The 23,313-nt window shown below is 63.4% G+C and carries 21 protein-coding genes; 5 read left to right on the forward strand and 16 right to left on the reverse strand.

Annotated elements, in window-relative coordinates:
• Nucleotides 1–3 precede the first annotated feature (3 nt).
• From FVP33_RS16190 to FVP33_RS16205, 4 genes are read right to left on the reverse strand one after another with little or no spacing between them, the layout of a single operon-like run.
• On the reverse strand, nucleotides 4–1,704 hold the full coding sequence (locus tag FVP33_RS16190) for a dipeptide ABC transporter ATP-binding protein (protein ID WP_147784732.1): 1,701 nt from the start codon (nucleotides 1,702–1,704) through the stop codon (nucleotides 4–6).
• Nucleotides 1,701–2,555 carry an ABC transporter permease gene (locus FVP33_RS16195; RefSeq protein ID WP_147784733.1) on the reverse strand — a complete coding sequence of 285 codons (855 nt, stop codon included), beginning with the start codon at nucleotides 2,553–2,555 and terminating at the stop codon, nucleotides 1,701–1,703. Before FVP33_RS16195 ends, FVP33_RS16190 begins: the two co-directional genes overlap by 4 nt.
• Nucleotides 2,552–3,541, reverse strand: coding sequence for an ABC transporter permease (locus FVP33_RS16200; protein ID WP_246142383.1), 990 nt, complete (start codon nucleotides 3,539–3,541; stop codon nucleotides 2,552–2,554). The genes FVP33_RS16195 and FVP33_RS16200 overlap by 4 nt, the downstream gene beginning before the upstream one ends.
• A 7-nt stretch (nucleotides 3,542–3,548) precedes the next feature.
• Nucleotides 3,549–5,195, reverse strand: coding sequence for an ABC transporter substrate-binding protein (locus FVP33_RS16205; RefSeq protein WP_147784735.1), 1,647 nt, complete (start codon nucleotides 5,193–5,195; stop codon nucleotides 3,549–3,551).
• Between the two features lie 173 nt (nucleotides 5,196–5,368).
• On the opposite strand from FVP33_RS16205, the gene FVP33_RS16210 reads away from it, so the two are divergent.
• The gene (locus FVP33_RS16210) at nucleotides 5,369–6,742 is read left to right on the forward strand and encodes an NtaA/DmoA family FMN-dependent monooxygenase (RefSeq protein WP_147784736.1); all 1,374 of its coding nucleotides are present in this window, start codon (nucleotides 5,369–5,371) and stop codon (nucleotides 6,740–6,742) included.
• A gap of 96 nt (nucleotides 6,743–6,838) precedes the next feature.
• Here the strand turns inward: FVP33_RS16210 and FVP33_RS16215 are convergent, their stop codons facing one another.
• On the reverse strand, nucleotides 6,839–7,252 hold the full coding sequence (locus FVP33_RS16215) for a GreA/GreB family elongation factor (RefSeq protein ID WP_246142384.1): 414 nt from the start codon (nucleotides 7,250–7,252) through the stop codon (nucleotides 6,839–6,841).
• 103 nt (nucleotides 7,253–7,355) lie between these two features.
• Nucleotides 7,356–7,913, reverse strand: coding sequence for an ATP-binding cassette domain-containing protein (locus FVP33_RS20250; protein ID WP_425460955.1), 558 nt, complete (start codon nucleotides 7,911–7,913; stop codon nucleotides 7,356–7,358).
• On the opposite strand from FVP33_RS20250, the gene mscL reads away from it, so the two are divergent.
• Nucleotides 7,849–8,280: a large conductance mechanosensitive channel protein MscL gene (mscL, locus tag FVP33_RS16225; RefSeq protein WP_147784737.1), complete on the forward strand. Its 432-nt coding sequence runs from the start codon at nucleotides 7,849–7,851 to the stop codon at nucleotides 8,278–8,280. The two genes, FVP33_RS20250 and mscL, sit on opposite strands and share 65 nt — an antisense overlap.
• Nucleotides 8,281–8,562: 282 nt before the next feature.
• Here mscL and FVP33_RS16230 read toward each other — a convergent pair whose 3' ends face one another.
• The 10 genes from FVP33_RS16230 to FVP33_RS16275 form a co-directional block, all read right to left on the reverse strand.
• On the reverse strand, nucleotides 8,563–10,068 hold the full coding sequence (locus FVP33_RS16230; protein ID WP_147784738.1) for an aldehyde dehydrogenase family protein: 1,506 nt from the start codon (nucleotides 10,066–10,068) through the stop codon (nucleotides 8,563–8,565).
• A 36-nt stretch (nucleotides 10,069–10,104) separates the two neighbouring features.
• Nucleotides 10,105–11,100 (reverse strand): LacI family DNA-binding transcriptional regulator, encoded by a 996-nt coding sequence (locus tag FVP33_RS16235; RefSeq protein WP_147784739.1) that lies wholly within the window; start codon nucleotides 11,098–11,100, stop codon nucleotides 10,105–10,107.
• Nucleotides 11,101–11,147: 47 nt separating this feature from the next.
• The gene (locus FVP33_RS16240) at nucleotides 11,148–12,332 is read right to left on the reverse strand and encodes a fumarylacetoacetate hydrolase family protein (RefSeq protein ID WP_147784740.1); all 1,185 of its coding nucleotides are present in this window, start codon (nucleotides 12,330–12,332) and stop codon (nucleotides 11,148–11,150) included.
• A gap of 17 nt (nucleotides 12,333–12,349) precedes the next feature.
• Nucleotides 12,350–13,144, reverse strand: a complete 795-nt coding sequence (locus FVP33_RS16245; protein WP_147784741.1) for an enoyl-CoA hydratase/isomerase family protein — start codon at nucleotides 13,142–13,144, stop codon at nucleotides 12,350–12,352.
• The gene (locus tag FVP33_RS16250; RefSeq protein WP_222706768.1) at nucleotides 13,141–14,169 is read right to left on the reverse strand and encodes a type 2 periplasmic-binding domain-containing protein; all 1,029 of its coding nucleotides are present in this window, start codon (nucleotides 14,167–14,169) and stop codon (nucleotides 13,141–13,143) included. Before FVP33_RS16250 ends, FVP33_RS16245 begins: the two co-directional genes overlap by 4 nt.
• A gap of 50 nt (nucleotides 14,170–14,219) precedes the next feature.
• Nucleotides 14,220–15,461, reverse strand: a complete 1,242-nt coding sequence (locus FVP33_RS16255) for a CaiB/BaiF CoA transferase family protein (RefSeq protein WP_147784743.1) — start codon at nucleotides 15,459–15,461, stop codon at nucleotides 14,220–14,222.
• 76 nt (nucleotides 15,462–15,537) lie between these two features.
• Nucleotides 15,538–16,572, reverse strand: a complete 1,035-nt coding sequence (locus FVP33_RS16260) for an aldose 1-epimerase family protein (protein WP_222706769.1) — start codon at nucleotides 16,570–16,572, stop codon at nucleotides 15,538–15,540.
• An 86-nt stretch (nucleotides 16,573–16,658) separates the two neighbouring features.
• Nucleotides 16,659–17,414, reverse strand: a complete 756-nt coding sequence (locus FVP33_RS16265) for an SDR family NAD(P)-dependent oxidoreductase (RefSeq protein WP_147784745.1) — start codon at nucleotides 17,412–17,414, stop codon at nucleotides 16,659–16,661.
• Between the two features lies 1 nt (nucleotide 17,415).
• Nucleotides 17,416–18,333: a sugar phosphate isomerase/epimerase family protein gene (locus FVP33_RS16270; protein WP_147784746.1), complete on the reverse strand. Its 918-nt coding sequence runs from the start codon at nucleotides 18,331–18,333 to the stop codon at nucleotides 17,416–17,418.
• A gap of 22 nt (nucleotides 18,334–18,355) precedes the next feature.
• The gene (locus FVP33_RS16275) at nucleotides 18,356–19,441 is read right to left on the reverse strand and encodes a Gfo/Idh/MocA family protein (protein ID WP_222706770.1); all 1,086 of its coding nucleotides are present in this window, start codon (nucleotides 19,439–19,441) and stop codon (nucleotides 18,356–18,358) included.
• A 185-nt stretch (nucleotides 19,442–19,626) separates the two neighbouring features.
• Between FVP33_RS16275 and FVP33_RS16280 the strand changes: the two genes are divergently transcribed.
• From FVP33_RS16280 to FVP33_RS16290, 3 genes are read left to right on the forward strand one after another with little or no spacing between them, the layout of a single operon-like run.
• Nucleotides 19,627–20,703 carry a substrate-binding domain-containing protein gene (locus FVP33_RS16280; RefSeq protein ID WP_147784747.1) on the forward strand — a complete coding sequence of 359 codons (1,077 nt, stop codon included), beginning with the start codon at nucleotides 19,627–19,629 and terminating at the stop codon, nucleotides 20,701–20,703.
• Nucleotides 20,704–20,731: 28 nt separating this feature from the next.
• Nucleotides 20,732–22,309 carry a sugar ABC transporter ATP-binding protein gene (locus FVP33_RS16285; RefSeq protein ID WP_147784748.1) on the forward strand — a complete coding sequence of 526 codons (1,578 nt, stop codon included), beginning with the start codon at nucleotides 20,732–20,734 and terminating at the stop codon, nucleotides 22,307–22,309.
• Nucleotides 22,306–23,304 (forward strand): ABC transporter permease, encoded by a 999-nt coding sequence (locus FVP33_RS16290; RefSeq protein ID WP_147784749.1) that lies wholly within the window; start codon nucleotides 22,306–22,308, stop codon nucleotides 23,302–23,304. Before FVP33_RS16285 ends, FVP33_RS16290 begins: the two co-directional genes overlap by 4 nt.
• Nucleotides 23,305–23,313 lie beyond the last annotated feature (9 nt).

Raw genomic sequence — 23,313 nt, forward strand, 5'->3', positions numbered from 1 at the left:
TGGTCAGTCGTCCAGCGTGGGCACTGAACTGACGAGCTGCTGGGTGTAGGGATGCCGTGGGTGGTTGAAGATCTGGTCGGGAGTCCCCCGCTCGACGACCGCGCCGTCCTTCATCACGAGCACGTGATCGCTCAGGTGGCTGATGACCCCGAGGTCGTGGGAGATGAACAGGTAGCTGAGTCCGAGCTGCCTCTGCAGCCCGACGAGAAGGTCGAGGATCTGCGCCTGGATCGAGACATCGAGCGCCGAGACTGCCTCGTCGAGCACGATCACCGACGGCGACGGCGCGAGCGCCCGCGCGATGGCGATGCGCTGACGCTGCCCGCCGGACAGTTGCAGCGGGAAGCGGCGGAGCACATCCTCGGGGAGGCCGACCTGGCCTGCCAGTTCGCGAACCCGCGCGTGACGCGCAGCCGAGTCGCCGTCGAGTTCGGCGGGCAGGCTGTCGAGGAGGATGCGTTCCGCATTCCAGCGCGGATCGAACGAACTCAAGGGGTCCTGGTAGACGACTGAGATCCGCCCCCGCAGGGCGCGCCGGCGAGGTTCGGCGAGGGTCGTCCAGTCCCGGCCGAGTAATGACACCGAACCACCGTCCGGGCGCGACAGGGCGAGGGCGAGTCGCGCGGTCGTGCTCTTGCCCGACCCCGATTCGCCCACGATCCCGAGCGTCTCCCCCCTCGCGAGGGTGAACGACACATCGTCGACCGCGACGCTGACGCTGCCATCGGGCGTCGTGAACCGCTTGACCAGATGCTTCGCCTCGAGCACCGGTCCGTCGTAGTCGGCGAACTCCTCGGCGACCCGGGGCGGGTGCGGCGTCGCGATGATCTCGACGGGCGGACCGAGCGGCTTGCCACGGGTGTGCTCGCTCGGCACCGCGTCGATCAGGCTCCGCGTGTAGTCGTGCCGGGGATCGTGCAGCACCTGATGCGCCTCCCCCGATTCGAGCACCTGCCCGCCCTTCATCACGAGGATGTGGTCGGCCAACTGGGCCACCACCGACAGGTCGTGGCTGATCAGGATGACCGAGACCCCGCGCGACTTCATGTCGGCGATGAGCGAGAGCACCTGCGCCTGCACGGTAGCGTCGAGCGCCGTCGTGGGCTCGTCGGCGATGATGATCTCCGGGTCGAGGGCCAGCGCCGAGGCGATCAGCGCGCGCTGCCTCAGGCCACCGGACAACTCGTCGGGGCGCTGTCTGGCACGATTCTGCGGATCGGGCACGCCGACGGAATCGAGCAGGTCGAGGACCTTCCTCTTGCGCTCCGAACGGTTTCCCCAGTTGTGCAGCCGCAAGGCCTCGTCGATTTCCCTGCCGACGGGGCGGAGGGGGTCGAGCGAGACCAGCGCATCCTGCAGGATGAAGCCGATGCGCCGCCCGCGGGTCGAGCGCCACTGCCGCTTGGTCGCGCCGATCAGGCTCTCGCCATCGAGGCTGATCTCATCGGCCGTCACGGTGGACCGCCCGCCGGTGAGCCCGACGATCGTCCTCGCGGTGACGCTCTTACCGGAGCCGGACTCTCCGACGATGGCGACGCACTCGCCGGGCTCGAGCGTGAACGACACGTCGTGAACAACGTGGTGCTCCGTGCCGCCGCGGGTGAAGCTGACGTTGAGGTTCGCGACCCTCAGCCGACCCTCGCGCCCGTGTGGAGCGGTCACGACGCGATCCTCGATGCGTCTCGTCTCGACGATTCCGGTCATCTTTCGCCCCTCTCGAGTGCCTTCTGGATGTATTTGCCGAGAGTCGTCGCCGCCAGCGCGAGCGCGACGATCACGAGCCCCGGGATGACGGTGAGCCACCACGCCTGCGTGATGTACGCGCGGCCGCTGTCGAGGAGGGCGCCCCACTCGGGCGACGGCGGCGCGACGCCGAGACCCAGGAACGACAGGCTCGAGGCCCAGACGATGGACTGGCCGACCGACAGTGCGATGATCGCGACGAGGGGGCGGAGGGCATTCGGGATGATGTGCTGCCGCAGAATGCGGGGTCGGCTGTGCCCGAGCGAGATCGCTGCCTCGACGTAGCCGGAGTTCTTCGCCGACAGGATCTGGCCTCGGATGATCCGGGCGTATCCGGGCGCGGTTCCGATGCCCACGGCGAAGATCTGCGTGAGAATCGACGGGCCGAGGATGGCGACCAGCAGCAGGGCGAGCAGCAGGGTCGGAAAGGAGAACAGCACCTCGATGACGCGGTTGACGACCCCGGCCGCGAACCGGTTCGACAGCGCGGCTATCGACCCGAGCAGCACCGCGAGGGAGAGGCTCACGCCGGTCGCGCCCAGGCCGATCAGCAGTGACTGGCTCGTGCCATAGACCACCCGGCTGTACAGGTCCCGACCCGACTCATCGGTGCCGAACCAGTAGGTGAGGGACGGCGCGTGCAGCGACTCCTGCAGGTGAAGGGCAAAGGGCCCGTGGGTGGCGATCAGCCCGGGAGACGCCACCGCGATCGCGAAGAGCACGACGGTGGCGACGGAGGCGATGAGCCCGAGCGGAACGGCCGTGACGCGCCGGGGCGAGAGGATCCCGTTGTGGGTGAGGAGGGATGTCATTGGGCCTTCAATCTCGGGTCGATGAGCACGTAGGCGATGTCGACGAGCACGTTCGCGACGACGTAGAGCGTGGCGATGAGAATGACGATTCCGGTCACCACGGGGAGGTCCTGCGAGTTGACCGCGGTCACGAGCACCTGGCCGATGCCGGACCGGGAGAACACCGTCTCGACGACGACCGCGCCGGACAGGGTCGCTCCGAGCCCCCATCCCGACAGGGTGACGGCGGGGAGGATGGAGTGCCTCAGCACGTGGCGGAGGCGGACCTCGAAGTCGCCCATCCCCCGCATCCGGGCCGAGATGACGAACGGCTGCTCGAGGGAGTTCTCGAACTCGGCTCGTGTCGCCTGACCCATGAATCCCGCGAGCGGGATCGCCAGGGTGAGCGCGGGCAGCAGCAGGCCGGCGATGCTGTTTCCGCTGATGACCGGGAACCACCCGAGGCCGAGCGCGAAAACGAGCAGGAGGATGATGCCGAGCCAGTACTGGGGAAGTCCCGCGGCCGTGGTGTCGACGACGGACCCGAGCGCGCTGACCCGCGCAGACCGCCCAGCGGTCAGTGTCACCCAGAGGATCATGATCACCCAGGACAGCGCGATGGCCGTGAGGGACAGCACGATTGTCGGCCCCATCTGCTCGGCAATGATCTGTGCCACCGGACGATACTGCTGGTAGGAGACTCCGAGGTTGCCGGTGACGAGACCCCGGATGTAGTCGAAGTACTGCACGATCAGGGGGTGATTCAGCCCGTACTCGGCGTTGATCTGCGCGAGTTCGGCGGCGGTGCGGCGGATCGCCTGGCCGGCGCGGATATTGAGGATGACCGTGGCCCGGTCGCCCGGGAGCGAGGCCTGCGCCACGAAGGCGGTGGTGGCCGCACCGAGGAGAACGACGACGGCGTTGACGAGCTTGCCGCCCGCGAGGCGCGCGAGACGCGCGCCCGAGCGGGGGGCGGCCCCGAGCGACTGAGCGCTCGGAGCCGACACTGCCGGACTACTTGACGAAGTACGCGTCATCGAAGACCGGCCCTCCCTGGGCGTTTTCCTGCCAGACGCCCTTCAGCCTGGGCGAGACGGCCAGCGTGCTCAGGCGGTCATAGACGCCGATCGCCAGCGCGTGGTCGGCGATGTACTGCTGCGCCTGCTCGTAGAGCGCGTTCTGCTTTGCCACATCCGACTCCGAATTCGCGGCGAGGATGATCTTCTCCAGCTCCGGCTGGTTGACGAACGCCGCGTTGTTGTAGTTCGGCGCGGCCGCGGTGCTCTGCTTCCAGTTGACATAGAGGATTCCGGAGGTCACGGCGGTCCAGTACCCGACCGACAGGTCCTTCTCGGTCGGCTTGGCGTAGGCGCCCGCGAACAACTCGCTCTGCGGAACCGGGACCAGCCTGACCTTGAAGCCGACGCCCTTCGCCTGCTCCTGGATCCCCTGCAGGATGGCGGCGCCATCCGCGTTGATGATCGAGCCCGCGCCGTAGGGCAGCACGACCTCGAGCGTCGTTCCGCCCTTCGTGCGGTAGCCGTCCTTGTCGCGCCCCGTCCATCCGGCAGCATCCAGCAACGCCTCCGCCTTCGCCGGGTCGGATGTGTACGCGCCCGCCGCCGCCGTGCTGTAGCCGGGGGTGGTCCGGCTGACGCCACCGTTGCCCTCGAACGGGATGACTCCGCGTCCGATGGTCTGCACGATCGCCTTGCGGTCCAGGCTGTAGGCGAACGCCTTGCGCACGTTCTCGTCGTTGAACGGCGCGCGGCTTAGATTGAAGGTCAGCTGCTGCGGTCGACCGGGCGTGACGTAGCGGTCGAGTTGGAATCCGCCGCTCTTCAGCGTGGACCATTCGATGGACGGAACGTCGTAGATCGCATCGACCTGGCCGGACTTGAGCGCCGCGGCGCGAGTGGTCGCGTCCGGGACGAACTTCCAGTCGATCGCGTTCACGTATGGTGCGCCGGAGTGCTTCGCATTCGCGGGGGCCGACGCGTAGTTCGTGTTGCGCGTGAGCAGGATGTTCTGCCCTCGGTTCCACTTCTTGACGATGAACGCTCCCGATCCGATCGGGGCCTCGCAGTTCTGCGCGGCGGTGCGCGTGGTGAGCGCGTGCTGCGACTGGATGCCGAAATAGCCCTGGGTGAGAGTGTCGGCGAGACGCGGATAGGGCGCGCTCAGGGTGATCTGGAGAGTCTGCGAGTCCACGGCCTGCGCCGACTTGTAGTACCCGGCGAGCCAGACCTGGGCGGTGCTGTTGCCGCCCTTGAGCCAGTAGTCGAAGTTGTAGGCGACGGCCGCGGCATCCACCGGGGTGCCATCGGTGAACGTCACGCCCTTCTTCAGGGTGAAGCGCCAGGTGAGACCGTCGGCGGAGGTCGACCAGGAGTCGGCGAGCCAGGGGACGACCTTGTGGTTGCTGTCGAGCGAGACCAGGTTGTCGAGCACCTGGTACGACAGGTACGCCTGCTCGATCCATCCGCCGAAGACGCACGACGGTTCCTGTTGGTGGGCGTACTGAATGGTTCCGCCAAGAACCTTTGTTGCCGCGGCGTTGCCGGCGGGGGCCGCGGTTCCTGCACCGCATCCCGTCAGCGCGAGGGCGGCGCCAAGCGCGAGCGCGAGCGTGGGGAGAAGTGCGGAGGTCTTCTTGGGCATGTGGTTGTGACTCCTCGAGTGATGCCGTGGTCTGAAGCCACCACGGAAACAGGAATCGCAACCCGGTGCATCCAATGCGACGCCGGAGGGACACATTTCGTAGGCGGGAGTAATGAAGTGGCGAAATCCGAACTTCCGTGGCAAAGGTTGAGCACTACCCCAAAGGAGCACCGGTGACCGCACCCAAGAAACTGATCCTCAATCTCTTCGAGATGAACTGCGTCAGTCACATCACCCACGGTCTGTGGCGGCTCCCCGGCAACAATCGGCATCGCTTCAACGAGATCGGGTACTGGACGGAGCTTGCCCAACTCGCCGAGGCCGGTGGATTCGACGCGATCTTCCTCGCGGACGTGATCGGCGCCTACGACGTCTTCGGCGACAGCGCGGCGGCGGCCCTCGAGGAGGGACTGCAGATTCCGAACAACGATCCGATGCTCGTGGTGCCCGCCATGGCGGCGGTCACGAAGAATCTGGGGTTCGGCGTGACCTTCTCCACAAGCTACGAGCCGCCCTTCGCGTTTGCCCGCCGAATGAGCACGCTCGATCACCTCACCGACGGACGGGTCGGCTGGAACGTGGTCACTTCCTACCTGCCGAACGCGGCCCGCAACTTCGGACTCGACGACCAGATCCCGCACGACACTCGCTTCGAAATCGCCGAGGAATACCTCGAAGTGCTCTACAAACTCTGGGAGGGCTCGTGGGAGGACGATGCCGTCGTCATCGACCGCGAGAACAACCTCTACACGGATCCCAGCAAGGTGCACCGCATCGACCACGTCGGCACGCATTTCTCCGTCGCCGGGCCGCACCTGTCGCAGCCGTCTCGCCAGAGGACTCCCGTGCTGTTCTTCGCCACGGCGTCGTCGGCGGGCATCGCCCGTGCCGCAAAGCATGCCGAGGTCGTGTTCACTGGCGGCACCCAGGTTCGCCGGGTCGCCGCGGAGGCCCGGGCGGCTGCCGTCGAGAACGGCCGCCGTCCCGATGACATCGCCTTCCTCGTGCAGGCCGGAGTCATCACCGCGCGCACCCAGGCCGAAGTGGATGTGAAGCTCGCGCTGTACAGGGACCACGCGAGCAAGCGGGGGCGCCTCGTTCACGCGAGCATTCCGTTCGACGCGCTCGCACACCCCCTCGACAGAACGCTCGGCGAGGCGCTCGCGATCGACGGAAAGAGCCAGCACCCCGCTGCGGCCACGCTGCCACGGGACAAGACCATCGCGGAGTTCCTCGCCCTGATCGACGAGTCCTGGTCGGGGCCCTTCTTCAGCGCGGGGACTCCCGAGAAGGTCGCCGATGACATCGAGCGATGGCTGGACGAGGAGGGCATCGACGGAATCAACCTGCGGCAGTACCACAGCTTCGACACGCTGAAGGACTTCGTCGAGCTGATCGTGCCGGTGCTCCGTCGACGCGGACGGCTGCGAGAGAGCTACGTCGATGGGCAGAGCCTCCGGGACCGGCTCTTCGGCGAGGGCGATCGACTACCCGACCGCCATGTCGCACGGAGCTATCGGCCCGTCGTAGTCGGCTCATCTGATTAGTGGGGTGCCCCGGACGTGAAGCGGGAACCCACTGATTAGCCGACGGCGATTCAGGGACGTTTTGACCTACGTCATGACGATCGAGCCGAGGAGGGATCAGCCCGTGTAGGGCGCCGCAGCGAGTATCTCCACGGTCATCTGCGAGCCGGACGGCGTGGTGTAGCTGATGACGTCTCCGACATAGCTGCCGATAATGGCGGACCCGAGGGGCGATGTCGGGGAATACACATCGACTGTCACGTTCGGGTCGAGAGCTGACAGGTTTCTGTCGCCGAGCAGGAACACGGTCGCGCGGGTTTCCCCGGCGAGCCGAGCAGTGATGCGCATTCCCGGTTCGACGAGTCCGTCATCCGGTTTGATCGTGGCTTCTGCACTCCGCAGCAGCCGTCGCACTTCGCGGGTTCTTTCGAGCTCGGTGTTGCTTGGGCTGGGGAGGTCGGTCAGGTGGGCGAGTTCTTCCGTGAGAGTTGCGAGAACGGCAGGGGGAATCCAGGTCATTTCAGTGGTCACGGTTGCTCCATGTGTATTGGCGGGTTGCCGAAGGTCAACGCACCAGAATACCTGCTTCGGCAGAGCGGGGGTGAGGATTCAGGAAGGCGATGATCGGGCGTGGTCAGGCGAGCACGCGATCGGACAGCCGTCCGTCGACCATGTGCACGACCGCGTGCATGCGCGGCAGATGCACGAGGTTGTGCGTGACGAGCAGAGTGGAGGTGTTGAGGTCGTCCGTGAGGCGCAGGATCAGCTCGATGATTCTCGCCCCGCGATCCTGGTCGAGGGCGCTGGTTGGTTCGTCGACGAGCAGCACGCTCGGGTCATTCATGAGTGCCCGCGCGATGTTCACGCGTTGACGCTGTCCGCCGGAGAGCTGGTGCGGAAGTTCGCCCGCCCGCCTGGTGTGAACGAGAATCGGTCCCGACCGGCGTCTGGCGCGCCGGCTCGTGGGTCGTCGCCTGCGCCGGAGAAAGGCTCGAGCAGCGGACGCGCTAAGCGGCATGCGTGCGCGGCAACGAGCGTGCCGCCCTTGCGTCGCATCGCGAGACCGGCCAAACTGACCTGACTGACCGTAGGTCACGGTCTCTAGGTAGAGCGATCGGAAGACAACCATGGGTGGGTTCAAGAAGTTTCTTCTTCGCGGCAACTTGGTTGATCTAGCCGTCGCCTTCGTCATCGGTGCCGCCTTCGCTGGGCTCGTGACCGGCTTGGTGAAGGACCTGATCACCCCCCTCATCGCCGCAATCGGTGGTCAGGCCAACTTCGCCGACCTGTCGTTCACCGTCAACCACTCCAAATTCCTTTACGGCGACTTCCTCAACCTCCTCATCTCGTTCCTGATCGTCTCGGCCGTCGTGTATTTTCTGGTGGTCGTGCCGTTCGGCAGGCTGCTCGATCGATTCAAGCCCACCGCAGAGGAACCAACACCCGTGCATGACTGCCCGCATTGCCTATCGTCGATCCCGGTCGCGGCTTCGGTATGCGCGTATTGCACGCGCGACGTGGCGCTGCCTCGCACGGAGCACACCGGGGCGCACGTTTAGCGCGCAACTCGCTGCCATCTGAGTGAGTTCACACCGCACTCACCGTGCTGCTCTGAGCGCACAGGCGGTCTCCGCGATCTCTTCCAGTTCAAGCGTCGCCGACGAAACCTCTCCGCGGCCATCAGCGCGAGCCCACAGGCTTTCCATTCGGGGCACTACCCCCGGCGGTCGCTGTATTGATCACAGATCCGGAGACCACATCGGGCGGACGTGACGGTGTACAGATCGGCCGTCACGGCTTCGCGCTGGCCGGTCAGAAGAGTGGCACGCGAGGTTGCCGCATCATCCTGCCAGAGTGAGCACCCCATCTACGCGTCGGGGAACAGATGTGTCGGCGTCGCGCAGTTCGGTCGGCAATAGTGTTTCGGGGGCATCCTGCCAAACGAACGGGCGCAAGAAACGCCGCACCGCGGTCACACCAACCGAAGTGTGGAGCGAATTGGTTGCGGGCCACGGGCCCCCGTGGTGCTGCGCCCAGCTGACTCGGACGCCTGTCGGATAGCCGTTGAAGACCAGTCGACCGGCACGCGGGCTGACCGTTTCGACGAGGGAAGCGACGAGTTCATCGTCACCAGGTTCGCTGTGGATCGTGGCAGTGAGCGAATTGGGAATCACTCCGAAGGCGCGATCTACATCAAGGAGATCGTCGTACCAGGCGACCACCAGCAGTGGGCCAAACGCCTCCTCCGAAGTCGCCGCGGTGAGGTCTGAGGCGTCTATGGTCAACAATCGCGGTGCGACCTGGAATCCGTCACCTGAGACTGTTCCCACGGCGCTCACCGCTGCGCGACCAACGCTCTCGATTCGTGATTCTATTTCGCCGAACGATTCAAAAATGCGCGCGTTGAGCAGTGGGTTGCTGGTTGCGGCATTGACCCGATCGATGATGCCCTCCACCAGCACGCGTCCGGCATTCGTTCGGGGAACGAATGCGATGCCGGGCTTGGTGCACAGCTGGCCGGATGATGCGGTGAAAGAAGTAAACAGGCCCTCGGCGATGGCCGCGGTTCGCGCTGCCGCTGCCGCAGGCGTGATGATCAGCGGGTTGATGCTGCTGAGTTCGCCGTAGAACGGGATCGGTTCCTCACGTCCCGAGACGATGTCCATGAGCGCCTGGCCACCAGAAAGTGACCCGGTGAAGCCGACTGCTTTGATGTTGGGGTCGGCTACCAGCGCCGCTCCGGCCGCGGTGCCGTAGACAATCCCCAGGGTGCCCGCTGGCGCACCGTAGGCGACTGCGGCATTGTTCAGGACTGTGAAACTGGCGAGAGACACGAGTGGATGCGACCCGTGCGCCTTGAGTACAACCGGGCAGCCTGCCGCGAGCGCCGATGCCGTGTCGCCGCCCGCCACAGAAAAAGCGAACGGAAAGTTGCTCGACCCGAAGACCGCGACAGGACCGATCGGTATGAGCATTCGCCGCACATCGGGACCGGGACCCATGGGGGTCGGGCCTGCGTGGTCGATGGCCGCATCGAGGTACCCCCCATCTCGGAGCGCTTCGCCGAACAGTCGGAACTGGAACACAGAGCGGGTCAGTTCGCCGGTGAGCCGTGGCAGCCCGAGAGCCGTCTCCGCCTCAGCGGTGGCGACAAGTTCGGCGCGGTTCGCCTCGAGGGCGTCGGCCAGCGCGTCGAGGAGCCCGGCCCGCCAAAGGCGGCTGGACTTCTGGATGGTGGCGAATGCGGTGCTCGCAAGGGAAGCGATTGACGCAACGTCATCGGTCGCGGTGGGCCCGAGGGCGGTGTCCGATTCGACAGCTGTCCTCGGGTTAGTCGTGGTAATCAAGAGATTCCTAACTTTTGTGCATGAAAGAAAAAGGGCTCAGGCGCTCTCGCGCGCCACCACGGAGAAGCCGAGATCGACCATTTCGGATTCTTCGCCGATGCCACTCATGCGAGCGATGAGAAGCTCGCCGGCGCGAGTGCCGATTTCGACGTTGGGAACTGCGACGGTCGTGAGCGTCGGTAGCAGATGGCGAGAGATCTCAAAGTCTCCAAACCCTGTGATGGCAAGGTCGCCGGGGACGGAAATCCCCCGGCGGCGACATTCGAGAAGCGCTCCGGCAGCAAAGATGTCGCTGGCGAACATGAGCACGTCGGTCTCGGGGTGCCGTTTGAGGGCGATGTCGAGGAGACGAACTCCGGCATCCATGTCTATGACGCCGGTGCCGGAATCGACAACGCGAGGGGGCTCTCCGGGGAGTAGCCGGGCAACGGTTCGAGCGAAACTCTCCTGTCGGTCGAGTGCGCGTGAGTCACCGGGCTGCAATGATGCAGCGAAGGTCGGGTGTTTGTACCCCTTGCTGACAACATATTCGACAATCGCTTCGATTGCGTCGCTGTTCGAGAACCCGACGAGGTTATCGATGGGCTCATCCGTCCAGTTCCATGCCTCGACGATCGGTATGCGTGACTTTCTGAGCAATAGGGTCGCGGCGGGGGTGTGTTTTGTCCCGACGATGAAAAGCCCGTCAGGTCGACGACCCATGAACGCGCGAATCAGTTCCTCTTCACGATCGATGCTGTAATCGGTGGCACCGATGAAGAGTTGGTAGCCGTGCGGGGTCAGCACTGCGTCCAAACCGTGAAGAGCGTCAGCAAAAACCGACGCGCTGATGGTGGGGATGATTGCCGCGATCGTTTTACTTCGATTAGAGGCGAGGTTGCTCGCAGCGAGGTTCGGCACATAACCGGTCGTGGAGATCGCCCATTGAACCCGCGTGACGGTTCGTTCGGAGACCAGTTCCGGGTTGCGAATGGCACGAGAAACCGTCTGCGGCGATACGTTGGCAAGGCTCGCGACGTCGTTCAGAGTCACTGACAGCGTGGCGCGGCGAGTGAGTGGCGGTCCGAGAGGATCCGCGGTCACAGCAGATTTCTTTCGGCCAGGTTTGCCATCAGCGCTGCCACTCCGAACTGCCACGGGGCGCACCTTTCACTAAACTGCACGTGATTCACCAGAGTACCCAGCAGCGGGGCCGAAATTCTGACGACATCACCCACGTGATGGGTGAAACCCTGGCCGGGTTCGGCACGGTCAACCACCGGCGCGAACATCGTGCCGAGGTACAGCACAACGCCGTCGGGGTATTGGTGATGCTCGCCCATGAGTTGGGCCACGAGATCAGCGGGGTCTCTGCTGATCTGGTCGAGGTGCGAAGTGGCGTGAAGGGTGAACCCATCATCGCCTTCGATTTGCAGCGTGACGGTCGTCGCCCGCACGTCGTCGAGGCTGAACCCAGCATCAAAGAAGCGAATGAACGGGCCGAGAGAGCCCGACGCGTTGTTGTCTTTCGCCTTCGGTAGAAGCAGCGCTGACCGCCCTTCGACATCCCGCAGATTCACGTCGTTGCCGAGGCTCGCACCGACAATGCGACCGTCCGATGCCACGGCCAGCACTACTTCGGGCTCCGGGTTGTTCCAATTGGAGGTAGACAAAACGCCCACTTCGGTTGCCGTGCCGACCGTCGCCAAAATCGGTGCTTTGGTGAAGATCTCGGCATCCGGTCCGATGCCCACCTCGAGGTACTGGCTCCACAACCCCTGCTCGATGAGCAGTGCTTTGAGTTTGATCGCTTCGGCAGAACCTGGGCGAATGATGGAGAACTCGCCGCCTATTTCACGCATGATGTTTTCGCGGATGCTGGCCGCGGCCTCCACATCCCCTCTCGCACGTTCTTCGATCACGCGTTCGAGCATCGAAACGGCGAACGTGACACCGGCCGCTTTCACGACCTGGAGGTCGATGGGCGAGAGCAGATACGGCTTGGAGTCGTCACGGGTTTCGGGCACGGTGTTGGCTAGAACATCGGCGAAGCTGCCGAGGCTGTCTCCCTCTGCAGCCGCGAGGGAAGCCGCGGGGTCGGCCTCTTCGAACAGTTCTCGCATCGTTGCGAATGTTGCGCTGAGGTCAAAGACACCGTCTTCGCGAAAGGCCACAACCGAGGGGCCCTCCACCGCCGGATTGAAGACGCGGCCCGCGAGTGAGCCGGCGTACCGATCGATGGGCAGCGCGGCTTCGGTGCCACCAGTCCAATCAGATGAAGTCATTGTTGGGTCCCTTATGGTTAGCGACGGTTGTAGAGGCCTTGGCGCTTCTCGGCAAAAGCTGCGCGCCCTTCGGCTGCATCTTCGGTGGCAAGACAGATGGTCTGCAGGTCGCGTTCGTAGCGAATGGCCTGATCCTGCGGCAGGTTGAATGCTGCGTGCAGGTTCGCTTTCGCCGTTTCGGCAGCGATCGGCGGTCGGGATGCGATGGTTTTGGCGAGTGCGATTGCGCGCGGCAGCAGTTCGTTCGGCGCGACAACTTCGCTCGCGATCCCCCATGCCTCGGCCTTCGCCGCGCTGATCGGGTCGCCGGTCATCAGCATGAGGGCCGCGTTGCTCGAACCGATGGAGTGGGCGAGCAGGCTCGACATGCCTCCCCCGCCAATCCAGCCGAGCTTGATTTCGGGGGCCGCGAAGCTTGCGGTCTCGGAGGCGATACGGATGTCGCAGGTGAGAGCCGTTTCGAGCCCGCCGCCGAAGGCATAGCCGTTGACGGCCGCGATGATCGGTTTTCTGAGTGCGGCAATGGCGTCGCAATAGTCACGGCGATTGCCGAAATCGAAGGGTGTTTTGTAGTTGTCGAGTTCGCGAATATCCGAGCCCGCACAGAACGAACGCTCCCCCGCACCCGTGAGCACGACGGCGCGGACGCCATCCGATTCGTTGCACCATTCGACGGCGCGAACGAGGTCGTCTGACATTTCAGCGGTGACCGAGTTGAGCTTCTCGGGGCGGCTGATGGTGATGACGGCGACAGAATCGGCCACGGTGAAAAGCACGTTGCTGCTCTGAAGCAAGGGAAGTTCGGTGGTCATGCTGCTGCTTTCTCTGGGAAGAGTTGATTGAGCGCTTCAAGGGTTGCCGCCGTGGCCGTTCTGTTGATCACGGCTTCGCGAATGATGGCGGATGCCGCGGACTGCACAGGCACGAACCCAGCAAAGCGCGGACGCACCCAAGCATCGTCGATCGTGGCGAGGGTGTTGCGGTAGAAATCGTGGGAGTCGCGGTTCACGGCCTCGTTGGTCCAGGCATCCCGCGCTGACGGCTGGCCCTCGTGCTGCGGAATGTAGCGCTGCTGCGCACTGGCCGACATCAGCCAGCGGATATGGTCGAGCAGTTCGGGCGTGACCTCGCAGCGTGCGCTGATGGCGATGCCTGTGCCGCCGATCACCGAACCGTGCCGGCCGCCTTCTTTCACAACGGGAGCGTCGCCGAATGCGACAGCGCTGGAGTAATTGACGTAGCCGTAAATGAGCGGGCAGTAGGCGAGCTCGTCGGTGTTCTGGATGAGCTCGAGCAGCGCGATGGGGTTGAGAGACTCGGTGCCAACGGGCGCTCGGCTGGAAATGTCGGTCATGAGATTGAGCACGCGAATGCCCGTTTCGGGCGAGATGAACGGCGCGCTGCGGCTCGGCTCTTCACCAATGGCAACCGCAATAGAACAGAACGTGAGAAATGCGTGCGGGCCGGCGAGATTGAGGGCAACGCGGGCGCTGTGCGAGAGGGCGACAACGTCATCCCAGGTGGTGGGGATTTCGGAGAGATTCTTGGAGGCGGAGACCTGAGTCGCAGCGTCCAGCGGCAAAGCCCACAGTTTGCCCTCGTAGCGGTAGCTTTCCAGGCTTGGGCCGACCGCTTCGAAAACATGCGGAAAATACTCATCGAGCGGCAAGAGATGACCGCCCTCGACGGCATCACCAAGATGGGGATGATCGAGCACCACGAGATCGTAATTCGCGGCATTTTCGGCAATCGAGCTGGACTCGAAGCCTTCGAGGGGCTGTACCTTCCAGTCGATCGAGAGGGCCGAGCCGCTGATATCAGCGGCGGCAGACAGCAACGCTGTTCGGCCCCGTGGATGATCCCAAGTGAGACCTGCATACGACGACATTAGGAGGCGGCAGCGATTTCGACCGATGGTGTTCCGACTGCCTTCGAGTTCAGCAGCTCATCGATGCGCTCCTCGGAGATGCCGCTTTCGGCCAGAATCTCACGCGTGTGCTGGCCGGTGAGCGGTGCTCCGCGGTAGACCTGCGGTGGGGTTTTGGAAAACTTGTACGGAAACCCGGGTGTCTTCACGAGCCCTTCGGTCGGGTGCTCGTACTCGACGAAAGTGCCGTTGTGGGCGATCTGCGGGTCGTTGAGGAGGTCTTCGTAGCCATAGACCGGGCCGGCCCAGATGTTGCTGGCGGCGAAGGCATCCAACCAGTATTTGTTTGTTTGTGTTTCGAGTTTGGCTGCCGTCTTGCGGTGCAGTTCGTCGCGGTGGGTCCAGCCGTGGATTTCGCTCGACATACTCAGAAAACTGTCTTCACCGATGATCCTGCCCAGCTCATCGAGGGCTGGCATGGCGAGGGCAATGAAGCCGTCGAGCGTTTTGAACGTGCCGTACGGCGCACGAATGTAGACGTGGGCGTGCGGCTCTTCGCTGCGCTCTTGCGGCACTTTGCCGACGGTGAAAACCGAGAGCTCCTGCATTTGCAGTGTGGTGATCGAGTCGAGCATGTTTACCGTCACGAGTTGGCCTTCGCCCGTGCGCTCGCGGTGCAGAAGGGCCGCGAGGGCGCCTTCGAACGCCGTGGATGCCGTGATCGCGTCCACCAGATATTGCCCTGCTGGCGTCGGTGGCTCCCCCGCGCGACCACTCGAATTCATTGCGCCGGACATGGCTTGCAAGAGCAGATCTTGGCCGGGGCGGTCTTTGTATGGGCCGTCTTCTCCGTAACCCGAGATGGAGATGTAGATGAGTTTGGGGTTGATCGCTTTGAGTGATTCGTAGTCGACGCCGAGTCGCGCTGCGACGCCTGGGCGGTAGTTCTGCAGGAAGACGTCAGCCGTTTTGACGAGTTCGTAGAGGGTGTCCTTGCCGCCGTCAGACTTGAGATCGATGGCGACCGACCGCTTGTTGCGGTTGAGGGAAAGAAACGAGACGTTGATCTTGTTGCCTGCGGCCCCGCCGGCGGCGGCGTGACGCTGCCACTCTCCCGTTATGGGTTCGACCTTCACGACATCGGCCCCGAGGTCGCCGAGACGTTGCGCGGCGAACGGGCCGGCCATCGCGATCGAGCAATCGAGCACGCGATAGCCGGCGAGGATGCCGGTGGCTTGAGAGGTTGAGCCGGTGTCAGTCATGAGGCCTTTCAGGGATGGCAGCGCAACTGCTAGCGCTAACATTCAGTCTACTGGGAAGAAGCGGAGCGTGGACTAATCACTCGGGCTGGCCATAGATCGCCCTGATCGCCGCGCGACTCGCGCTGGTTTCAGCCACACCGTCGAGCACGCGGATCGTCGTGCGATATTCGCGTGACTCGCCGTGTTCGAGCCAGGTGAGACTGCCGTCTTCCCGCGCCGCCGTCTCTCCCTGAACCCGGTTGGTTGAGGGCTCGAGGCCGAGGGCGTATTGGCCGTCGCGCAGGTTCTGCCACTCGAAGAAATAGGGCATGGTGGCGGCATCCCAACTCAATTCGATGCCTCGCCCGCCATCACCGCTGATCAGCGCGACCCGGTGACGACCATCCGGGCCGGCCACGAGCTCATGCTCGGTGACCTGCTCGACGAAACCGCGAATCGGCTCGGGCAGTATGCGGTAGCCGATGCGCTGCTCGGCAATCGAATCCGATTGCCAGAGGTGAGACTTGATCGGCGCGACCACTTCGGAGCCGGCATCCACGTACGGCCAGCCGAAATTGAGGTGATAGAGGTACATATGCGGGGTCTTCTCGAACCCGAGATTGTCGACAACATCGTGCAGGCGAATCTCTTTGCCATCGAAGTCGACTTCCACAGTTCGGTGCAGTCTCAGATGCTCACCGAACGCTGTCGCCTGGATGACCTCGCCCGAAACCTTCAGTGTTCCGCTCTCGCCATCCCAGTGTTCGCCAGCCTCGAGCAGTCGGGCGGGAATTGCCGTGAGACGGCCGTGCAAGCCATGCGTGACGGTTGGTTTGGGGGGATACGCGTAGTTCGAGGAATCCACTGTTCCACCGAAGAGGGTGTGGTCGAGGCCACCGCTGACGAGCAGACCGTCGATGGAGCGCAGCCAGCTGAGGCCGCCCTCGTCATTGTGCTCGTGCAGGCCCGGGTGCCGGAAACCATTGCCCGAACGCCAGCCGAACGGCACGCCCCTGAAGCGTGCGTTGCCGATATCGAGCGCGCGATCAACTAAGAGATCGAACTCGAGACCGGCGGCGGTGCGAACCTCGACGGCTCGAACACCCCGCTCGGACCCGTTGTCGAGAACCACCTGGCGGATGCCAGCGATGGCCGAGAGGTCGCCGGTTCGGCGTTTCAATTGTGCCGCGCTGAGGTCGTGTCCAAAAATATCCATGATTAGTCCATCGTCCAGCCACCGTTGACATTGATCGTTTGACCGGTGACGAAGCTCGAATCGTCTCCCGCTAGGAATGAGACCACTGAGGCAAGTTCTTCGTTGGCACCGCGACGCTTAAGCGACTGGTGATCGAGCACAAACTGAGTATAGATTTCGGGGTTGTCGTGAATTTTTTCGGCGTCCGTGGGAAACGCGCCCGGCGAAACCACATTGACGCGGATGTTGTGGGGCCCTAACTCTCGCGCCAATGCACGCGCCATCGAGACCGAGGCACCCTTCGTGGTGACGTAGCTCGCAAGCGACGCCCATCCCCCACCCCAGGTGATCGATCCGATGTTGATGATCGAACCGTGCCCGCGCGGCACCATCAAGCGAGCCGCCGATTGTGCGGCCACAAAGTAGGCGCGCTGGTTGACGGCGACAACGTCGTCGTATTCGGCAATCGGTATCTCGAGAAACGGCGTGTTCGGGTAGATCGCCGCATTGTTCACGAGCACCGTCACGGGTCCGAACTCGGCTTCGACGGTGCGGATCTCGCGATCGATGGCGTCAGCATCGTGGAGATCACACGTGACGGCGATGGCTCGGATGCCAGCATCCACGAGTTGCCGCAGCGTTTCGGTCAGGCCCTCGCCGGCCCGACCGAACGCGGCGATCGAGAATCCGTCCTTCCCGAGGCGCAGCGCCGTGGCGCGCCCTAGAGCGCCGGCGGCACCGGTGATTATTGCCGTGCGATTCGGGAGGACGGAGGTCATCTCAGATACCGTATTTCTTCAAAGTGTCGTCAACAAAGCGCTTGGCGCGGGGAACATCGCTCTCATCGAGGTGCTCGATGATGAGCGGTGCGTTTGGATGCTTCTGGCTCAACCTTTGCAGGTAGAGGTCATAGTTGAGCTCACCAAGGCCGGCGGCGGGCAATTCGATCTCGCCAACACCGCGAAATGTGTGCGACTCGGGGGCATCGTCGTTGCCAATGCTCGCGTGCTTCTCGGATTTGTCTTCGCCCGATCGCTTCACATCTTTGGCGTGCGCGATCTTGATGCGGTCCGTGATGGGGTGGTCGAATACTTCATTGAGCACGGCATCCATATCGTCGATGTTGTGCGATTCGAAGTAGTTGGTCGGGTCCATGAGAAGTTCGATGCCGGGGCCGGAAACGTCGTCGAAGAGGCGGACGGTCTCATCGAGCGAACCGATCACGTTGTTCACATAGGTCTCGAGCAGGAACACTGCGCCGTGGTCGTGAGCGGTCTGTGCGAGGTCCTCGAGCACCAGGCGCGCCGCGTCGTAACCCTCGGGTGTGTTGTTCTTCGGGTCGGGCGACCAGTCGCTCTCCGTGTTGAAGGTGCCCGATTCGCTGATCACGTAGGGGGTGCCGAACTTGCGGGCATTGCGCAGGATCTCTTTGAGGTAGCCGACTCGCCGGCCGCGCTCGTCGAGATCCGGGTGCACGATGTTCGTGTAGGCAGAGATGCCGCAGATGGGCAGATTGTTGTCCCGGAAAGTGTCGCGAACCCGTTTGGCCTTATCGTCTGTGATCTGGCCGGCCGAGAGGTCGATGTCCTTGAACTGGAGGTCGAGCTGAACGGTGTTGAACCCGAGGCCGCGAATGGTTTTCGCCGTCGTTTCGAGGTCATACGGAAAGTATCCGCTGAAGATTCCTACCTGGATCATTTCGTAGTGCTCCTTCTTTTTGCTAGTGAGAGAGGGAAAATTCATTGAGCTTCACGGGCCGGTTTTCGGCAATTGAGCGGTACCCGGCTTCGACCAGCGCCATCGTCTTGACGTTGTCGGCCACGGTCAGGGCGGGCTCCGTTGCCGACTCGATCGCATATTGCAGCTGCTCCATCACGCCGATGAACGCGTGTGGGAACCAGTGGGTATCCCAGCTCGGGCTTACCCACTGGCCGCTGGTCGAAATGTTCGACGAATACCGAATAGTGGATGGCACACCAGTTGCCCAACCGATGGTGCCCTGTGCGACTCCCGCCGTGCCCTCCACCCGCCACGTGATGTAGTCATCCGATACGAAGCCATCGGTCTTGGGGCCGCCCCACACGTCTTCGAGCGAGACAGCGATGAGGCCACTCTCAAAACGCAGGGTCGACACCACGATGCCGTCGGTGTGGGCGAAGTGGGTACGTGGATCTGTGCGGGCCGCGGTGAAGATATCGATCGGTTCGCCGAACAGAAAACGGAGGGCATCCAGATGGTGAACGCTCATGTTGGCGAGCGTCAGGCGATCGTACTCGCTCAAGAAATCTTGCCAGTGTGGCACGGCGCGCATGTCAATCGAGGCGATGACGGGTTCGCCGAGTTCGCCCGCATCGAGAATTTGTGAAAGCACCTGGATGCTCTGGTCGTAACGCATGTTCTGGTTGACCGAGAGAATCTTGCCGGCGGCGGCCGCTTCATCCCGCAGCGTGATCGCCTCTTCGAGGCTGAGAGCAAGCGGCTTTTGCGCAAGGATGCCTTTGATGTGCGGCTGCGTGAGGGCGTGGCGAATGAGATCGGGTTGCAGATCGGGCGGAAATGCGATGTCGAGAATCTGGATGCGCTCATCTTCGATGAGTTCGCGGGGCGTGGCGTGCACTGTACCGATGCCGTAACGCGCTGCCACCGCCGACGCTTTGGCTTGCGTTCGGGAGGCAATTGCCACCACATCGAACCCAGCCTCGGCGTAGGCCGCAAGCTGCACTTCGGAGACGATCATGCCGGCACCGATCACGCCGATGCGCTGGGTTCTGGCTCGCACTACGACGTCTGGGGTGATGGTTGTCACGTCGATTCCTCTCGCTTCGTTGCGAATGTTGGTGGCACGTACTGAGCTGCTGCTCGAAATGTTAGCGCTACTGGTAACGCTATTACAAATGCGCTAGTGTCCCAATCAATCACTCGCCTGGCACTGCGGCATCACCGGGGTTTCGCTCGGCCGAGGCAATCACACTGCGTTTCAAAGGAGAAACAATGAGGCACTTCAGTACCCATGTCGTGAGACGAGGCGTTCTACCCGCGCTCGCAACAATTGCAGCGATTGGCCTCCTTTCCGGTTGCAGCAGCGCACCCGGCGCAGCAACAGCAGCAGCCAAAACCGATAAGAAGTTCGTGATCGGGTTCGAGCAGCCTCTGGGCGGCCAGGCTTGGCGCGAAACCGGCCTTGCGGCCCTTCAGGCGCTCGCTCACTCCCCCGCCTACAAAGACAAAGTCACCCTCAAGATCGTTCGCACCAACGACAACGATGCGGCTCAGCAAAACGCAGCAATGCAGAACCTCATCGCCTCGGGTGTTGACGCCATTCTCTTCGACCCGGCCTCATCATCCGGAGCCAATGCGGCCATCACCCAGGCGACCGCCCAGAAGATTCCGGTGATCGCCAACGGCGGCCCCTACGACAGCAAAGACGTCTACGTGGTCTCGACCGACTGGGGCAACGCTGGCACGATCGGTGCGAAGTGGCTTCTGGCCAACCTCGGCACAAACAAGAAGGTGGCCGTTCTCGAGGGCCTCGCTGGCGTTCCGCTCAACGATGGAACGATGCCTGGCGTCCTCAAGATACTGAAGGACGGCGGCGCAGAAATCGTGGCGCAAGGCACCAACGGCTGGAACGAAGCGACAGCGCAGCAGAACATGGCGACCATTCTTCGTTCCAACCCCGATGTTGGAGGGGTGTACTCGTTCCTCACTGGCGGCCAGGGTGTTCCCGAGGCGTTCAAGGCTGCTGGCCTCAAGTTCGTGCCGACCGTTGGTGGTTCCGGCTACAACGGCGAAGCGTGTGAGCTTTCGAACAACGCCGCAGCCGGGCTCAAAGGCGACATGGTCTTCGGTCAGCCCGCCATTTATGCCAAGGGCCTTGAGCAGGCAGTGAAGCTCCTCGAAGGCAAGAAGATCGCCAAGACTCAGCTCTTCCCGCCCCTCGAAATCACCGCTGCGAACGCCAAGACCTATTGCCTGCCAGACCAGGCGGCAAACTTTCAACTCGGCTACGACTTCCCCGGCCTCGACATCAAGGTCGCCGATGTCGTGACCTACTACCAGGGCAAGTAACCATCTCACGGCAAGTTAGGCACCATAAATGACTGTACTGACAGCGGATGGCGTCGCGACACCTGTCGCGGCGCCGCCCGCGCCCTCGAACGCATTGCTGGTTGTTCAGAACCTCACCAAACATTACGGACCCGTCGTGGCTGTGCAGGATGTCTCGTTCTACTGCCTGCCCGGCGAAGTCCACGCGCTCATCGGCGAGAACGGTGCCGGCAAGAGCACCATCGCCAAGATGCTCGCAGGCGCTGTTGTGCCAACCTCGGGCAGTGTGACGGCGGGCGGAATCGCCCTCGTTTCTGGCCGCATCAAAGACGCCCGCCTCGCCGGTGTCAGTTGCGCCTTTCAAGAACTCGCCCTTGTGCCCGATTGGACTGTGGCCGAAAACCTGGCCCTGCCCGACGGCGCCGCGTTGCGCGGTTTCTCGCAGCGCAAATCGATTCACGCAGCAACGGCGTTGCTCGCGGGGCTCGAACTCGATCACATTGACGCTCGCGCACTCGTCTCGAGCCTTTCGCTCGCCGACCGCCAGTTCGTAGAAATCGCGCGCGCCATCACCGGCGCGCCTAAGGCACTGATCCTCGATGAGGCATCCTCGGCCCTCGGCCCTCCCGGGGTGGAATGGCTGTTTCGCCGCATTCGCGAACTGACCGCGCTCGGCACAAGCGTGATCTATGTGTCGCACCGGCTTAGCGAACTGGCTGTCATCGCCGATCGCGGAACCGTGCTTCGCGACGGTCGGGTTGCTGGCGAGTTCAGCCGAGGCAACTGGAGCGAAGACCAGCTCATTTCGATGATGGCGGGGCGCGAAGCTTCCAAAGCCTTTCCTTCATCGCCACCGCTGCCCGTGAGTTCGAAGCCAGATGTTCTGCGGATTGAGAACCTGGTCGCCGAGGGGCTCAACGGCATTTCGATTCTCATCAAGCCCGGCGAAATTCTGGGAGTCGGCGGTTTGCAGGGGCACGGCCAGCGCGAACTTCTTCGCGCGCTATTCGGCGCGACGCCGGCCTCAGCAAGCAAGTGGATGCTCGGAGGCAGGCCCGTTCGCCGCCTCACCCCGGTGAAGGCGGTGCGGCTCGGAGCCGGTTATGTGCCCGAGGATCGCAAAGTCGAGGGGCTCGCGCTCGAGCTCGGAGTGGGTGAAAACCTGCTCGCACCGTGGTTGAAACCTTTTCAGCGTGGAGGGCGACCACGACTTGCCAGTGAGAAGACGTGGATCTCCGGGGTGATCGCATCCCTCTCTATTCGCACGCGCGGCCCGCTCGAGAACGCAGGCGCTCTCTCGGGTGGCAACCAGCAGAAGATCGTCTTCGGGCGCTGGACCGACCGGAGCCGAACGCTGATTCTGCTGCACGACCCCACCCGCGGCATCGATGTGCGGGCGAAGCAAGAACTGTATAAAGCGATCATCGAGCTCTCCCGCCAGGGCGTTGGCGTGCTTTGGTTCTCGACCGAGGTCGAAGAACTCGTCAACATTTGCCACCGCGTTGTGGTGCTCTACGAAGGCAAAATCGCCGACGAGCTCGAAGGCGACCGGCTCACTGCTGAAGCCGTAGTCGGGGCGGCCGTTGGCGTGGCTTCACCGGGCGTCTCACAGAGAGAGATTTCATGACTCTCCCCACTGCACCAAGCCGGGCCTGGAATGCGCACGGCGTCACACGCCTGCGCCGCGAGGGTGCCGTTGCACCGGTCGCCGCGTTTCTCGTGTTCTTCATCGTCTACGTGATCATCAACCCCGGCCTGCTCACCCGTTTTCAGCTGCAATCGGCGGCAAATCTCGTGGTGCCGCTCGCGCTTGCAGCCCTCGGCCAGCTCATCATCGTGCTCGTCGGCGGCATCGATATCTCCATCGGGGCCATCATGAGCCTCTCGAATGTGGTCTTCGCCCTCTCGATGGAGCACCTTCCCGTACCACTGGCGATGCTCGCCGGTATCGGCGCTGGACTCGCTTGCGGCCTCTTCAACGGATTCCTGGTCGCCTACCTCCGGCTGCCAGCGATCGCCGTCACCCTCGCCAGCGCATTCATCATCGGCTCGATCACCCGCGAGATCATGGACCGCCCGGGTGGCGGAATAACCCCAGCGTTCTACCTCGCAACGAGCGGCGAACTGCTGCCTTATCTACCGATCTCCATCTTCTGGCTCGCCATCGTCGGTGTGGCGCTGTGGTTGGTTCTGCAACGCTCGGCCCTCGGTCGCCACATCTATGGGGTCGGTTCGAGTGCCGACAGCGTGCGCGCAGCCGGCCTCAACGCCCGCGGTGCCCAACTGGCTGCGTTCGCCCTATCGAGTGTGATCGTCTCGTTCGGCGCGATTATGCTCGCCGGCAGCACCATCACCGGCGACCCGCGAAGCGGTGACTCTTACCTGCTCAGCTCTATTGCTGCCGTCGCACTCGCCGGGGCTGCCTTCACGGGCGGTCGGGGCAGCATCCTCGGCACCATCCTCGCTGCCTGCACGCTCGGCCTCGTGGGCAGCCTGCTTTTCTTCGCCGGCGTCAATTCTTATTGGCAATACGTGATCTCGGCCCTCATCGTCATCTCCGTGGTGGGCGTGCCCGTGATCTGGCGCACTACCTACCTCGCGATCAGACGGGTTCGATCATGACCACAACAA

This window comes from Lacisediminihabitans profunda (assembly GCF_008040105.1).
Taxonomy (GTDB): domain Bacteria; phylum Actinomycetota; class Actinomycetes; order Actinomycetales; family Microbacteriaceae; genus Lacisediminihabitans; species Lacisediminihabitans profunda.

Coding starts and splice junctions, on each gene's coding strand:
- FVP33_RS16190 (WP_147784732.1), bottom strand. CDS start 1,704: ATGACCGGAATCGTCGAGACGAGACGCATCGAGGATCGCGTCGTGACC.
- FVP33_RS16195 (WP_147784733.1), bottom strand. CDS start 2,555: ATGACATCCCTCCTCACCCACAACGGGATCCTCTCGCCCCGGCGCGTC.
- FVP33_RS16205 (WP_147784735.1), bottom strand. CDS start 5,195: ATGCCCAAGAAGACCTCCGCACTTCTCCCCACGCTCGCGCTCGCGCTT.
- mscL (WP_147784737.1), top strand. CDS start 7,849: ATGGGTGGGTTCAAGAAGTTTCTTCTTCGCGGCAACTTGGTTGATCTA.
- FVP33_RS20250 (WP_425460955.1), bottom strand. CDS start 7,913: ATGACGAAGGCGACGGCTAGATCAACCAAGTTGCCGCGAAGAAGAAAC.
- FVP33_RS16240 (WP_147784740.1), bottom strand. CDS start 12,332: ATGACTTCATCTGATTGGACTGGTGGCACCGAAGCCGCGCTGCCCATC.
- FVP33_RS16245 (WP_147784741.1), bottom strand. CDS start 13,144: ATGACCACCGAACTTCCCTTGCTTCAGAGCAGCAACGTGCTTTTCACC.
- FVP33_RS16255 (WP_147784743.1), bottom strand. CDS start 15,461: ATGACTGACACCGGCTCAACCTCTCAAGCCACCGGCATCCTCGCCGGC.
- FVP33_RS16265 (WP_147784745.1), bottom strand. CDS start 17,414: ATGACCTCCGTCCTCCCGAATCGCACGGCAATAATCACCGGTGCCGCC.
- FVP33_RS16270 (WP_147784746.1), bottom strand. CDS start 18,333: ATGATCCAGGTAGGAATCTTCAGCGGATACTTTCCGTATGACCTCGAA.
- FVP33_RS16280 (WP_147784747.1), top strand. CDS start 19,627: ATGAGGCACTTCAGTACCCATGTCGTGAGACGAGGCGTTCTACCCGCG.
- FVP33_RS16285 (WP_147784748.1), top strand. CDS start 20,732: ATGACTGTACTGACAGCGGATGGCGTCGCGACACCTGTCGCGGCGCCG.
- FVP33_RS16290 (WP_147784749.1), top strand. CDS start 22,306: ATGACTCTCCCCACTGCACCAAGCCGGGCCTGGAATGCGCACGGCGTC.